Source organism: Sphingobacterium sp. JUb56 (assembly GCF_014191365.1).
Classification (GTDB): domain Bacteria; phylum Bacteroidota; class Bacteroidia; order Sphingobacteriales; family Sphingobacteriaceae; genus Sphingobacterium; species Sphingobacterium anhuiense.
In genome coordinates, this window is sequence record NZ_JACHWL010000002.1 from 334,251 (window position 1) to 350,062 (window position 15,812).

General features: G+C 38.9%; 10 protein-coding genes. All 10 read right to left on the reverse strand.

All coding sequences use genetic code 11. From position 1 onward, the window contains the following. Positions 1-15: 15 nt before the first annotated feature. The 10 genes from FHR29_RS20940 to FHR29_RS20985 all read right to left on the reverse strand — a co-directional run bounded on the left by FHR29_RS20940 (position 16) and on the right by FHR29_RS20985 (position 15,686). Entirely contained in the window at positions 16-615 is a 600-nt protein-coding gene (locus FHR29_RS20940; RefSeq protein ID WP_183917068.1) for an HdeD family acid-resistance protein, read from the reverse strand. A 389-nt stretch (positions 616-1,004) separates the two neighbouring features. Continuing rightward, a complete protein-coding gene (locus FHR29_RS20945; RefSeq protein WP_183917070.1) occupies positions 1,005-2,291 on the reverse strand; it encodes a sensor histidine kinase KdpD in 1,287 nt (428 codons plus the stop codon). A 549-nt stretch (positions 2,292-2,840) separates the two neighbouring features. Further along, on the reverse strand, positions 2,841-3,632 hold the full coding sequence (locus tag FHR29_RS20950) for a DUF1080 domain-containing protein (protein ID WP_221197909.1): 792 nt from the start codon (positions 3,630-3,632) through the stop codon (positions 2,841-2,843). A 27-nt stretch (positions 3,633-3,659) separates the two neighbouring features. Beyond that, on the reverse strand, positions 3,660-4,817 hold the full coding sequence (locus FHR29_RS20955) for a Gfo/Idh/MocA family protein (protein ID WP_206368406.1): 1,158 nt from the start codon (positions 4,815-4,817) through the stop codon (positions 3,660-3,662). 20 nt (positions 4,818-4,837) lie between these two features. Beyond that, entirely contained in the window at positions 4,838-5,875 is a 1,038-nt protein-coding gene (locus FHR29_RS20960) for a TIM barrel protein (protein WP_183917072.1), read from the reverse strand. Positions 5,876-5,900: 25 nt separating this feature from the next. Then, positions 5,901-7,112, reverse strand: a complete 1,212-nt coding sequence (locus FHR29_RS20965; protein WP_183917074.1) for a hypothetical protein — start codon at positions 7,110-7,112, stop codon at positions 5,901-5,903. A gap of 23 nt (positions 7,113-7,135) precedes the next feature. Continuing rightward, positions 7,136-8,200: an aldose 1-epimerase family protein gene (locus tag FHR29_RS20970; protein WP_311732312.1), complete on the reverse strand. Its 1,065-nt coding sequence runs from the start codon at positions 8,198-8,200 to the stop codon at positions 7,136-7,138. Between the two features lie 2 nt (positions 8,201-8,202). Then, positions 8,203-10,884, reverse strand: a complete 2,682-nt coding sequence (locus tag FHR29_RS20975) for a c-type cytochrome (RefSeq protein ID WP_183917076.1) — start codon at positions 10,882-10,884, stop codon at positions 8,203-8,205. A 43-nt stretch (positions 10,885-10,927) separates the two neighbouring features. Continuing rightward, on the reverse strand, positions 10,928-12,409 hold the full coding sequence (locus tag FHR29_RS20980; protein WP_183917078.1) for a RagB/SusD family nutrient uptake outer membrane protein: 1,482 nt from the start codon (positions 12,407-12,409) through the stop codon (positions 10,928-10,930). A gap of 10 nt (positions 12,410-12,419) precedes the next feature. Next, complete coding sequence (locus FHR29_RS20985; RefSeq protein WP_183917080.1) at positions 12,420-15,686, reverse strand: TonB-dependent receptor; 3,267 nt, start codon at positions 15,684-15,686, stop codon at positions 12,420-12,422. Between the last annotated feature and the right edge of the window lie 126 nt (positions 15,687-15,812).

Genomic DNA, 15,812 nt, shown 5'->3' on the forward strand with positions numbered 1-15,812 from the left:
TTTTTGTTTTAAATATTAATTTATTTCGATATGACGATCACCTCCATTATCCAGATCTTCATTGATCATTTTTAGTCTTCGACCAATAAGACTTAGTACCACATGCATGACCCCTACCGTTATTAATCCTATCCCCATCCAGATACCAATGGTAATACCTGCTATTAAGGGGTTCCAAAGCAACAAGAATGAAAACAAAACTCCCAAGATACCGGTAAACAAGATCCAGCCCCAATTACCAATTCCAGCACGTTTGATCTCAAATGCATTAGCTATCGTAGCAATAGATCTAAATAATAACCAAACTCCAATAAATACCGATAACATCAATGCTGTCAATCCCGTATTGGCAATAAGCAATACACCAATAAACAAATTCAGCATACCACCAACCAAATGCCAACCCCAATTATCACTGTTCTTACGGTTCGATAATGCATAAAACAATTCAAATACGCCACTGATCAAAATCCCGACACTTAAAAATATACTCAAAGCCAGAAAAGAGCTAAAAGGTGCAGCCGCTGCATAGACACCCACTATAATATACAATATGCCAGCAATTAAAGGTAAATACCAGAATTTTAAAACCTTTTGAACAATACTTTTCTCCATAATTCGTGTGTTTTTAAATGTTAAATATAAATTGGTAGATCATTACTTGTAGATCTACACTGACTATTTACATTAGATTTAGTTATTTTGTTTTAATGATTAAAAAAACTTTTTTAAAAAAAAGTTCAAATACTAAAAATTTTATTTTCACATTTCAAACGTATAAATACTCAATTAACCTTAAAAACCTTTTTTCCATATTGAAGATTTTCATATAACTAGATTCCTTAAATAATAAATTTATACATTTTTTCTCACAAGAGAGAAAAAATGCATGTAAATAAACCCCAGTTATTCAAAATAATGGAAAATGAAATTACCGATTGAAGTGTTTTTATATGTCAATAAGTCTCTATTTAATATATTGATACCCCATTACAAAAGGACTACTAACTATTTTTAGGTAATGAAACGGCAAATACTGAACCTTTATTCAACTTACTTTCTACCCGAATAGTTCCTTCATTCAATCGGGTAAATTCAGCACAAAGAATTAACCCGAGACCAAACCCCCTTTCTCCTATCGTCCCCTTTGTAGATAACTGAGAGGAGGTAAACAACATATTTATTCGGCGGTCATCCATTCCCATTCCCTCATCTTTAATAAAAATATCAATCATATTGCCTTTAACATCTGCAAAAACCTTTACACGTCCGCAAACCTCACTAAATTTTATCGCATTGCTCAATAAGTTTCTTAAGATAACAGCCGTTTGATCATAATCAGCAAAAAGACTCATGGACTCAGGTATATTTATATCTACCGTAAGTTGTTTTTGTCGTACAAGGAAATCAAAAAAATGAAATAATTCCAGCACTAAAGGCCGAAGTAAAAAAGTAACTTTTATAGTTTGAATTCCCTGCATCCCCCGCACACTCCATCGTAATAAATTGTCCATAACCGAGCCCAATTGGGAGACTTGATCTTTCAAAAGACCGATAGTTTCGATTCTTTCATTATGCGTCAGCAAATCCTCATGAAACATCTGCAGTAAATTTTCAAGTGTTACCATAGGACTGCGAATATCATGTGCCAAAATTGAAAACATCTTTTCTTTATCCTTATTTAAAGAAAATAAGGCTTGACGCTGTTTTTCAATTTCCTGCTGATAGGTACCCTGGATACTTTTAAAGAAACTCACCACACCGACTATCAATAAAATCCCTACAATCATATTAGCATAAGCCTGTTCTGGAGGAACGGGAGATCCCAGTAAAGGTGGTTGAGGAAATAAAATCACGGCCACACAAGCTATAAAAATTAAAAAACATAAAGAAAACCTGATCCATTTGTTATCAATCATCAAGCTGGTCGTGATCAGCAATGCCACCAGAAAGTATTCGCCACCGTTATGAAAATACAATCCAGCCACAGTATAGATGATTAATCTTGAGATCACCATTACTAGTCGTGCACTCAGATACTTTCGATACTTATTCAATATAAGCACTGTTGTCGCATCGCAAACATTCAATAAGTTTAGAAAAGAAAGAAAATAACGTTCATTACCGAAATTAACAATAGCATAACTAAGCATACAGCACATTCCTATCCAATTTAAGATATTGATCAGCTTAGTATACTGAGATTCAACATAAGACATTTCAGGGTCAACCCCTACATTACTAAGCCGATATAGGATATTCTTTACATATACAGATAACGTATTGGCCATTAATTTTTGATGGTTAATTTGGATATTAAATCTAGTACAATTTTCTATTTAGGTGCTTTCCTGCTTCATTAAAATAGATATGAAATACTCCGCCATTATAAGAGAACTTCATTATCTGAATTCATTCAAATAGAACATCTACTAAACTAATGAAATACTTTCCGGTATGATCTCTTCATTTGAATGGAGAAAGTAAACGAGATTCAGAATTTACGAAACAAAACTAGCAAAATTTATAAGGTCTTTCCAACTTTTTATAACTGAACTAAAATTCAACAAAAACACTTCTTACTAAGAGATTGAGAGAACCAGTCCTATTTCAATGGCCTATGAGAGGAGCCTAAAAAATGAGAAACAGAAATAAACAAAAAGCACAGCATGGAGTTGCGCTTTTTGTTCTAAAACCTAATTTCAAATCCATTGGCAATTAAGGTAATTTAACCAAAAGATTGTTATGCATAAAATCTATTTAAATATGCGGCATATAACACAGATCATAATGACCATATAATCATTTTTAAAAAAAATATTTAAAATGATTATGTTAAGTTAGTCCAGTATTTTAATTTTCATATCTTTATATTCGATTTTCATCGGTGGTCCCACATGGACCTGCACACCGATCAATCCACGCTGCTTCCGATGTTGCTCATCATTATCCACAACTTCAGAAATCAATTTTCCATTGATATAATGGGATAACTTATTGCCCTTTGCAACAATTTCAATTTCATTCCAATCGCCCACTTTAACCGCATCCGCCAATTCTTTAGCAGTCGCCAAAGTATCTCGCACGATCAGGGTACTCCAGGCATTTCCTTTGGAAGCGCCGGGTTCATCTACCGTTGGATTCGGTATCTCTGTCTGCTGTCCACGATAAGCTAGCGTAGTACGATTACGTTCCTCATAATTCTGACCTGTATAATGATGTTGACCATCAATATCAGCCTGATACCCCTTCAGTGCATAGGGTAATTCCGTAAGACGTTCACTACGATAATTGATACCACTATTGCCATCAGCAGAAATTCGGAATTGGGATTTCAGTACAAAATCTCCCGGTTCACCACCTTTCCAGATTAAAAAAGTATTATTCTTTAAAGGTTCTGCATCAGCTTTAATTTCACCAATCAATATACCACTCTCCATACGCCAATAGCTACTGTCTCCCTCCCATCCTTTCAATGTATTAGAATCAAGCATTGCGACAAACCCTTCTTGTACTGAACTATCAAGAACGGTATGCTGCCCCTGATCATGTTTCGTATTTCCGGCATTGCAGGCCAGCATCAAAAGCGAAGCTGTAGCAGTCAGATATCCATATTTTATCATCTTGTTCATTGTTATGAGCTAAAAGTTAATTTAACATTAATTGTTCCAATCTACATCCGTATCCGCCCAACATTTGTTTTTAGCAGACAATAAAACGGCTTCACACACCTTTTGGGTCTCATAGGCATCTCGAAAATTAGGATGACATTCTTCACCAGTTTCTACACTTTTTAGAAAATCTGCTACTTGATGAACAAATGAGTGTTCATAACCGATGGATAATCCCGGTACCCACCATTTATCCATATAAGGTTGATCACCATCGGTCACATGAATCGAGCGCCAACCTTTAACGATTGACTCATCCGCATTATTAAAATATTCCAATTTATTAAGATCATGCAGATCCCAACGTAATGAGCCTTTTTCACCATTAATTTCAAATGTAAAGAGCGCCTTATGTCCTCGAGCATAGCGGGTAGATTCAAATAATCCCAAGGAACCATTATCAAAATGACAGTGAAATATACAAGCGTCATCAATTTTGACATCTTCCATTTTCCCAGTCTCCTCACGTAGACGTTGCTTCACAAAAATTTCTGTCATTGCAGAAACATCTTTAATACCACCATTAAGCCACATGGCCAAATCAATACAGTGCGCTAAAAGATCTCCTGTCACACCAGAACCTGCAGCTTCGGCATCCATACGCCAAAAAGCTCGGCCTCCCTGTGGTAAATTTTCATTTATAGTCCAGTCCTGCAAAAAGTTCGTCCGATAATGAAAAATCTTACCCAACTTTCCACTTTCCACTAGCTGTTTAGCTAGAGTAACAGCTGGCAGCCTGCGGTAATTGTACCATACCGTATTCTTAACTTGACTTGTTTCCACAGCCTTGACCATCTGCGCCCCTTCCTCAAGATTTCTAGACAAAGGTTTTTCACATAAAACCATTTTTCCTGCCGCTGCCGCAGCTACAGCTATTTCCATGTGCATATTATTCGGAGTACAAATATCAACAGCATCAATATCATCACGACTGATTAATTTTTTCCAATCCGTTTCATAAGATTCATAACCCCATTGCTCAGCAAAAGCGATAACCTTATCCTCACTTCTAGAACAAACCGCTTTCAAAATAGGTTTGTATGCTAAATCAGGAAAGAAATCACCAACCCGCTTGTACCCATTGGAATGAGTTCTTCCCATAAATCCACAACCGATCAATCCTATTCTAAGTTCTTTTTTCTTCATAACAATTAGTCTATAACCTTTTACACCGACCATCCATGTGCATTTCGCACTTTAATCATGGTTTCCAGAATTGAATTCCAGGTCTCTTGTTTATGCATCACTTCATTTGGAAACATACAGCCATCCCAACAAATGTGGTCGAAAACTTTGTTTGGGTTACCATTCTCATCGCGCAACCAATATCCAGCATCCTTCACAATATCCAGCTTACCATTCGGATCAGTCGGCAAACAATGTCTTCCCGTTTTATCATGCGAACCAGAGCCAAACACAGTTCCATCATTCTGAGCAACATGAAAATCTATCGTCCATGGACGAAGCTTATCTGTCAAGAATTGAAGACCACGTTCCAGCTCTACGCTATCTTCCCATTGAAAATCAGTTTTAAGAATCCGGTCCTCAGGTTCATTATACCCCAATAGATACAAGAAAGTGTGAGACATATCTGCCTGAAACCCCATATTATCCCTATCCACCATCTCCAAGGTTTCCAGCATCGTTCTCCAACTTTGCATGCCACCCCAGCAGATTTCTCCTTCCGCAGCAAGTCGCTCTCCATATCCAGCTGCCACGTCACATGCACGTCTAAATGTTTGTGCAATTCTTTTTGTATTTTCAGTCGGATTTTTAGCCCATTCAGCTACACTGGTAGCCGAATCAATACGGATAACATTATTAGTTCGAATACCTAGTTTTCTTAGTTTGTATCCAAACTCACTAGCCTTTTGCACAACAGCTACAAAGCGATCTCGATCTACTTGACTACCCATTGCAGAACCACCATCTGGCGACCAGATTGGTGCAATCAAAGTACCGATTTCTAAATCATAACCACCCACTTTGTCCACAACAAAATTGACATTGTCATCTGTAGGATCTAATTTTACATGTGCATTGAAAAGACCTAGATCAATGCCATCAAACTTGACACCATCGACGTTAGCATGAGCTGTTTTCTCTAAAAGCTCATCTAAAGAAATAATTGGTTCATGATCACCTTTACCTACAATACCCGGCCAGGTCGCATTATGCAATTTTGGAAAATTATTCTTGCTCATATCTACGTTTTTTTAACTTCAATAATTAAGGTTCAACAATCAAATCCGGATTATCTGGTCCAAAGTGTTTCAACATCACGATCGGATCTGTCTTCGAATCATTTGTAATAATGACACCTTTCATCGCCGCCATTTCTGAAACAAAGTATTCGTCGTAGGTCAACTGCCCATAACGGATCAGAGCCGGTGTTTCCAAAGTCCAATCATTCAACTTCCCGTGACCCTGCATCATAATTAATCCATAAGCCGCACTATCGGTGATCGTAACAGTTTGACCCGGAAAAACGGTCAATTCTTTTGCACTAAAAGCTGTAGATTTATAGCATATCCATTTTTCACTGTAGCCAGCATGCTCCATTTCAGCTTGAGATTTCACCGGTTTAGGAAACATAAATCGGTTCTGCATCATATTGGGATCCACATTCAGATCCCAATCAATAATATCCATTAATGCATTATAATCACCATGTTTATCATCAGGCACTCCCTTCCACAACAATTCTTCTGGAATGATCGCTTCATTGACCAAGGACTGATACATCGCAAAAACATCGGAAGCTTTTTGCGGTTCATAGGTACACATACTACCTGGAGCATGTAATAATCCAGGAGGAACATCCCAGCCTGTTCCCGGTTCTAAACGGTAGGCCTGTGAATAATTCGTTATCTTATTATCCCCTTTACTAAAATTTTCTAAGCATTCTTTGATCTGTGCTTTTGAAGTTCCTGGAGCTATACCCATAAAAGTATAAGGAAAGTCGCCACCATGATTATTCAGCTGTGGAGGAAAATAGTAAGCTTCCGGCTTTCCCGCTTGCTCAATCAAAGCCGCTTTTTCATCATTATGGTGAATATGATGTGGCAATGGTCCCATGTTATCAAAAAATTTGGAATACATTGGCCAGCTTTGATAATCAGACCAGATACGATTTCCAATCAATCTTTCTTTGAGATGGGAAACGCAATCCGATAACAAAAGTTGTTTAATCTCACCTTCATGTTCATATACCACGAAACTAAGACCTTCAAATTCGCCCGTCAAAGGACCATTTTTCGCAGGAGTAGTAGAAGACAACCACCGCTCATCGATACCACCACGTTCACCACCCAGCACATAATAATCGTCTGGATGAAGTTTTATCCTTCTTCCAGGTACACAAAATGATCTAGGCACCCAGTTTGGCGCCAATCTAAATATCCCTTTACCTTGTTCAAAAGCTTTTTCTATATTTTCCATTCCTTCGTATTTATGTTTATAATCTACATTTTATCCTTAAAAACCTGAATTCCTTCAAGTGTATCTAATATTCCCAAAGAAAGTTGATATACTTTTTTTTCCTTAGGTTTAAGAAAAATCAGTTCTTTTCGTTCACGCATCACCTTTTGCCCCAACGGTGGATTTGTACCGGGCTCTAATCCTGTCACATATTCTCCCGGACCCCAGTGTTGCCAATTGGTCAACCAAGGAAGTTGTTCCTTTTTAAAAGTTAGCGCAACCGCAAAATCCAATTTTTCATTAAATAGACCACAAGAGCTATTTCCGCTCTGATCGCTTTCCGGAGCTATAAATACAGCTTCTTCTCCTGCCCCCCGATGATCTTCACGAGGTTCTTGACAGGTTTTAAAATCAAGACCTGCTTTAAATATTTTATTAGACTCACCAGATTCCCGAGGTTGCCATTTTCCATTCCACAGTAATTCAGTACCAGCATCCACAAGAGGCCAACCAAAGTTAAAGTGATAAAGCAGCATATGTGGCACATCCATATTACCAACATTTTGGACCACATCTTCAATATATATTGTAGGATCCCCTAAGTAACATCGAATCGTACGTGTCAACTCAATATAATGTCCAAGAGGATGTCCCTGTAATATCTTTCCAGAGATCGACATTTCAAGATCTCCACTTAACAAATCGGGTTGTTTTATATAAATTATTTCCGCTGGGATATTACTAATTTGATCATGCAACCCTCTACTTCCAAAAGCATCCACTTCAGGACCACCAACATGTGTAAGTCCACAAGTAACCAACAATCCTCCTCCAAAAGTGCTTAACCAATCTGCACCTTTATCTGACAAAGGCTGTGGTCTTGCTACCCCAAGCCTACTAATCCAGCTCAAGTTAAATTGGTTGAAATAAGCATCCGCAATATCCATGGCTCGATCTATAACAACTTTAAAACGCAATCCTGTACCTGTATTTATCCAGGCAATACGGGTACCACGTCCCCGTCCATTATCCAAAACCGAAGTCTCGATACCACCGACCTGTGCCACATGCGACACTTTTTCCAACCAATCTTTCTTTGAAAAATCCACTTTTATTTATTTTTCTTTTTATAAACGTCATTATTCTCATTCCCACCCGACATGAGGTAGGCCATTAAATCACGTAGTTCCTCTGGATTCAAGACATTTAATGTTCCAGGAGGCATAATGGAAACTTCGGAAACTTTGATATCCTGAACATCTTTTTTTGCAATTTCCTTAGTTAACTGCGGTGCATAAGGATTTTGTGAAATAATATAAGTCTTCTCTCCTTCGCCCATCAGTCGTCCCATTTGCTTAGTGCCATCTTTCAGATGAAAAACTTTAGATTCATATTGATCAGAAATCACTTTGCTTGGTTCAATCATCGCTTCCAACATATCCTTAGGAGAGAAACGTGTTCCCAGTTGAGTAAGATCAGGTCCAACCGAACCACCCGAACCTTTCATAGTATGGCAAGAAGCACAGCGCAAGGCTACAAAAAGTTCCCCCCCTCGTTTGAAATCACGTATCGCAGTATGACCATTAATATATTTGAGAGCTGTATCGATCTTCCAATCTCTTCCGGGACCCTTGGCATTCTGAACTTTTTCTGCTAGTCTGTTACCCGATTGATTAACCAATGAATCACCAGAAATCTTACTGTAATAGGCCAATTTGTCCTTATTTACATGACTCAATGCAATTTTTCGGGCTTTATCAATAAATCCGATGTAGCTATTGCCTCCTTTGTAACCAAAACCTTTATAGAACCACTTGAAATATTCATCATGCAATTCTGGGGTCCACCCCTTATGTGCAGAACTCAACATCGTTGCTAAAAATATCTGTTGCGCAGGAGGAATATTGGCCAACATGTCGGCGATATCCAGACCATACTGTGGATTTCGCAAAATAAGATTGGAAGAACTCATAAAACTGGTATTGGTCGAATCATCCTTTGCTGAGTATAATAGTGGTACAGTCTTAGGTACGACACTCGAATCACCAATAGCTACCAATACTTTTCCCAGTTCACGATTGACAAGGTTTATCTTCGAAGGATATAAACCCTCTAATCGCTCCGAAAGTAGAATACGTTGCGATTCAACAGGTGTCCCCATTCGAGCTATACTGACCTCATAAACACGCAACAGATTTAAAAGCATCTGTTGCGGAAGCTTCCTGATGTCAATAGTTGCCAGCTTATTAAACATGTCTGCTTGTAATGATTTATCTCCATTTCTTGCCAGAGCCAACATCGCTTCGGTAAGACGGAGTACATTTTTTTCCTGAAAAACAAGATGCTTCCATGTATCCACGGGTTGATGCTCCACTGCAATACGTGCAGCATAACGGATAAAACGATCTGGATCACCAAGGTATTTCCACACTTTCTCAGCTGTGCCTGGTGCAGAAGGTTTATGAAATTGTTCAATCTCGCGACGCAAGGCAATCCCCTTAGGAATTTCATTTTTTGTTTTCTTAGCCTCAATATCAGCATGTCCCTTATAATACACGCGATAAAGATCAGACTCCAACTTTCTCCCCCCTGTCAAAAAGTATAAAGCACCATCAGGCCCAATCTCTCCAGATGTCAATGCAAGTGGAGATCCCGATATAAATTCTTCCGCTTTTGCCTCATAAGTCGCTCCTTTTGGTGTTAACTGAACAGAATAGATAATACCAAAACTCCAGTCAAATGCCAGAAGACTATTTCTATACTTATCAGGAAATTTCGCTTTGCTTGCATAGAGTAGATTCGTTGGCGAGCCCTGTCCGATATTCAGCGTACCAGGTAGGTTATCTGGGTAACTGGGATCCCATTTGGCATTACCAGTCCTCCATCCGTACTCAGCACCACTTGTTACATGACAGATCCGTGTTGGACGATACCAAGGCATCCCAAAATCCCATTCCATATCCGAATCGTAGGTAAACATTTCGCCATCATCATTAAAAGTAATATCAAATGGATTTCGATACCCACCACTAATCATCTCCCAGTGTTTACCCTCAGGATCGGTTTTAGCAATCCAGCCACCCGGTTCTTTACGATCGGTGGCATGACCCTGTGGATCTACGATATGAGGTAACAAATTATCGTGATGCCAGTTTGAAGGTAAACGATAGGCATCCATCTTGGGCAAATCAGTATGATTACCCGCAATTAAATATATAGCAGAATCTGGCCCAAGTACAACACTATGCGGCCCATGCTCACCTTCACCATTTAAGGCCAATAATTGTGTTATCTTATCCAATTTATCATCCTGATTTGTATCCTGTAATCGGTACAAGCCACTACCTTTCGAAAACTGCTCATCAGGATTATGGTTTACGACGACATAAAGACTATTGTGCGCCCACAACAAACCTTGAGCAAATCCAATTCCTACTTTCGTTGAACTGGTATCAGCGGGATTATCTAATGGAAAATCCAACTTTTCAATCTTAGGCTTCATCGTAGTATCCGATCCTATCGGTGGCAGTTCGATACGGAACAATGCTCCATACTGATCCGAGGTAATCATCCTCCCTTTATCATCAAAGGTCATCGCAACCCACGATCCCTGTTTATTATCCGACGGACTGTAGATATGATCTACTGCAAAACCCTCAGGTAAAACAATTTTTTTAGTCTTCGGATTCTCATCCTTAGCACCTTCATCTTTAATCTGTTCATGACATGCCCCTGCCAAAGTGAGCAGGAAAATGGCAAACAACACGAGTTGCATGTTATTAATTTTTCTCATTGTTATTCGTTAAGCTGATATATTGTTTGATTTAAATCATGGATTAATATCCCGTGTTTTGCGAAATCCCATTGGTTAGCACTTCACGCTGTGGAATAGGAAATAATAACTTAAAGGGTTGCACATTATAGGAAGCCGAACTTAAACGAGAAAGACGTTTTTTCTCTGCCGCTCCGTGAGCATTTAAGACTTCCTCTGCCTTTCCCGTACGCAACAACTGGTACCATCTATGACTCTCAAAAGCAACTTCAACACGCTGTTCAGTGGCGATAGCATTTCGCAAGCCTTCCTTAGTCAAACCTGATAAAGGTTCCAATCCTGCCCGCTTACGTACCAAGTTTAAGTTTAGATAAGGATTTCCGACTCCAGACTCATTTTGCGCCTCTGCCAACATCAATAAGACATACCCATATCGGTATACTGGCCAGTTCTCATTGGACCGTCCATCTTCAATATAAGGTGCATGATAAAATTTCTTGATGAAGGGCATTTTTCCACCAAAAGCGATTGCCTCTTGATAGGACGCATTTGAAGGATCATCGAACAAGGCTATTGATTTATCCTTCCGCAAGTCCCCCGCTTCATATAAATTATAGATACTTGGTGTCGGGATATTAGATCCACCAAGATTTCCAGAATACCCCACCAGTTTCAATTTTGCGTTTCTTGGGCCGAACATATAAATAAAATTACTGTTCTCACCTTCAACAGATTGGTCATACTGCACTTCAAATACCGACTCCTCATTATTTTTATTATTCGGATTGAAACAGTTCGCATAATCAGGCAATAAAGCATAGCCCAATTGCGTGACTTCCTGAAAAGCAGAAGCAGCTTCAGCAAATTGCTTTCTTGTTAAGTATACCTCACCCAATAGCGTTAAAGCAGCGCCCTTAGTAATACGTCCGGCATTATTCTTATCATAGCTATTTGGTAGATTTGCAACTGCATCCTTAGCATGTTGTATAATTACAGCGTACACTTCTTCAACCGGTGCCTTACCTTTGGTAAAAGCATCCGTTGGATTCGCAACTTCCTTCGTATGTAATGGAATTTCTCCAAATAAGCGTACCAAATGAAAGTAGGTGAAAGCCTGTAAAAACTTCACTTCACCTACATAGCGCTTTTTCAAACCTTCGTCGGCAAAAGAAACCTGATCGATTCGGCTAAGGATAACATTAGACTCTTGTATAACACTGTATAATGTTGCCCATACAGTATTGATATAATTATTTGAAGAGGTTATCAAAAATTCATCTATCTCTTCCCGTTGCTGCGCCCCTCTATCGGTTTCATCATATTGATAGTTGGTGTTATCGGCAACCATTTCAGTCATCGCCCAAAAATCACTGGTGTACAAACCTTGTAAGCGGCCATAAACCCCGTTCACAGCACGAAGGACTTGTCCTTCATTTTCATAATAATTATCACCGCTGGAAAATGTATATGGTTTAACATCTAATAGGTGATTACATGAGGAGAGGCTAAGTAGTCCCAAACTCAATAAAATATATTTTATGTTCATAACAGTAGACTTAAAAATTGAAATTTAATCCGAGCGTATAGATTCTTGGAACTGGATAAGCAGAGTAGTCAAGTCCTTGCACCAATGGACTAATATCACCTCTATTTATGTTGGTTCCTTCTGGATTACCATCATAACCCGTGATCAAGAAAGGATTTTGAATATTTCCATAGACTCGAATGTCCTTGATAACTCCCTTTATACTTTTAGGAAATGTATAACCGAAATTGATATTACGGATCCATACATAATCCGTTTTCTCTATAAACAAGGAGTGCGTATCGCGATACATAACACGACCCCTGCCTGTACCATTTGTAGTCGGGACTAATCCACTACCGGGATTCGCTTCCGATCTCCAACGATCCGCAATCTCTTTACGCACATTAAAAACTCCATCAATATTATCCGTGTAAAACCGGGTGGCATGCAACATCTCTTGTCCCATTGATCCGACCATCAGCACACGCAGATCGAAATTTTTAAAAGAAAATGTATTGGTCATGCCCCATGTAAAATCCGGATATGGGTTGCCTATGACGTCAAAATCATCATTCGGTGTGATTTCACCATCACCATTAACATCGCGCATCCGCAGATTTCCTGGAATAGCGCCTGGAAATGCAGCGTATTTCTCCAGGTCAGCTTGATTTTGATAAATTCCATCAACCACATAGCCGATGATCATACCAACAGGCTGTCCGATTCGGGTAACATTAGTAAAGTTTCCTTCCGAACTTGCCCCAGAGAAAATCGGGTCAGTGCTTCTTCCTAAAGCAATCACTTTATTCCTATTGAAAGAAATGTTGAAATCGGTATTCCATTTAAAGTTATCATTGGTAATATTGACGGAACTAACAGAAAATTCAAAACCGGTATTTTCAACATCACCTCGGTTTTCTGTTACAGATGAAAAACCAGAAGACTGGGGAATCGGTGTATTTAACAATAAGTCTAAAGTATTACGCTTGTAGTAGTTTGCTGCAATTGTCAGACGGTTATTTAAAGTCGCAAAATCTAAACCTATATTTAACTCCTTCATCTTTTCCCAACCTAAGAAACTATTACCTAAGCTGTTCATAATACGACCCGGTGCCAAACTACCACCAAAGACATAATTACCCGTTCCAATACTACTTAATGGCGCATAATTAGAAATATTGAAATTACCACTTCTACCGTATGATGCTCTAAGTTTCAATTCATCAACCCAAGTCGCATCTTTTAAGAATTTTTCTTCTGACAGCCGCCAGCCCAGTGCGACAGAAGGAAACGAGCCCCATCGATTATCTTTACCAAATCTCGACGAACCATCCGAACGGAAAGATGCGGTCAGGATGTATCTATCTTTAAAAGTGTAATTTACACGGGCCAAGTAAGAGATTAATGCCCAATCTTCAATGCCCGTACCACCTGTGATCCTAGCCGCTGCATTTAAGGTCTGAATATCGTCATCCGGGAATTGCGACCCATTGAACCCTGCTGACTTATCTTTTTGGGACTGAATGGAGTAACCCGCCAGCGCACTTATTTCATGACCATTATCCGAACTGTAATCATAGGTTAATGTATTCTCATTTGCCCAATTGATATATTGACCACGTGTATAATTTCCACTGGGAATCGACGGTCCTGGAGCATTTTGATTTGCTAGAGTTGAAGGTCGAAAGTATTCACCACTTTCATCCTGATAATCAACATTAAAAGTTGTCTTAAATTTTAGTTTAGGAAGAATGCTATACTCCGCATAGGCACTCATCAACATTTTCATTTTGCTGCTTTTATCAACACGTTCATTCAAGAACATAACTGGATTAGGATTTCCAAAAGTACCCGGTGAAACGATATATGGATTGTAAGTACCATCTGCATTATAAATGGTAGAAACGGGTGTGGAAATTTCGAAAAATTCATCCCTACCCTGCCCACTAACACCTCCTTTGAGGTAAGATAATGTAGGTGCAATATTCATCCCCAATTTTAATTTATTAGAGATATTGGCATCTACATTACCCCGGACGGAAAACCTTTCAAAACCAGTGTTTAACATCACCCCCGATTGATTCAGGTAACCTGCCGAAACAAAAGAGCGTATCTGTTCATTCCCTCCACTAAAACTCACATTAAAATCAGACATTGGTGCAATTTGGGTAACTGCATCATACCAATCTACACCAGCTCCGAAAGTTTCAGGATGACGATATTCTTCCGGAATATCATTTAATGTAGGTTCCCTACCTTCCTCATATCGAATTTTATCTTCTATAGCCTCTTTACGAAACTGAGCAAATTCCATAGCATTCATCATATTGGGACGACCTTTTTTTGGTACTTCCTGAATACCTGAACTCGCCGCAACATTGATCTTCAATTTTCCAACTGTACCCTTTTTCGTATTGATCAAGATAACACCATTAGAACCTCTCGATCCATAAATTGCTGTTGCAGATGCATCTTTTAATACGGTCATAGATTCAATATCACTCGGATTTATCGCCGTCAAAGGATTTGAGCGTTCGCTTGAAGAAGACGGAACCGGAAATCCATCAATAACATATAATGGCGATCCTCCTGCTCCGATAGCACCAATTCCACGTATACGAATCCTAGGACCACCTCCTGGTGTTCCATTGGAGGTACTTACCTGCACACCTGAAATTTGGCCAGTTAAGGCTTGATCAGGACTAGCAATAGCTTGCCCCCGAACATTACTCATCGATACCGATGCGATAGATCCAGTAACATCCTTTTTCTGTTGACTACCATATCCCACGACCACCACTTCATCTATATCTTGTGACATACTGATCAGTGTAATGTGCTGCTCACCTGCTTTTGTAATCACAATTTCTTGGCTAGAATAACCAATATTCCGAAAAGACAAACTTTGGCCTTTCTTTAAAGTCATAACATAGCGACCATCCTCAGCAGTAGATGTGGCAACATCTGTACCTTTGACCTGTATAGTAACACCCGGGATAGGAAGTCCTTTTGCATCACGTACGATACCGCTAACAGTGATTTGCTCTTGGATATTGCTATGAGTAAGAAGCTTTCCATGATTTTCCTCAAAATCAAAGACATCACCAGAAGAACCCACCATTGAAGCCTGAATGTGAGACAGTTGAATAAAAAATATTCCAGACAATAATAATGATGCTTTCAAAAGACTAGATCGTCCTAGTAGCGGATTTGAAAATTTTTCAGTCTGCGTTCTACATAAATTTTGGACTGTAAAATTCTTAGTTATTTTTTTGTTAAATTGATCATATTGCATAACTTTGCAAGGTTTGATGGTTTTAAGATTAAGAGTTTAGACGCTCTCTATTAATTTAAAATAAGGCCTTAAATGCATACCGATGGTGCTAGAACACTATCGGTTTTTTATTCAAGCTCGTTCTTA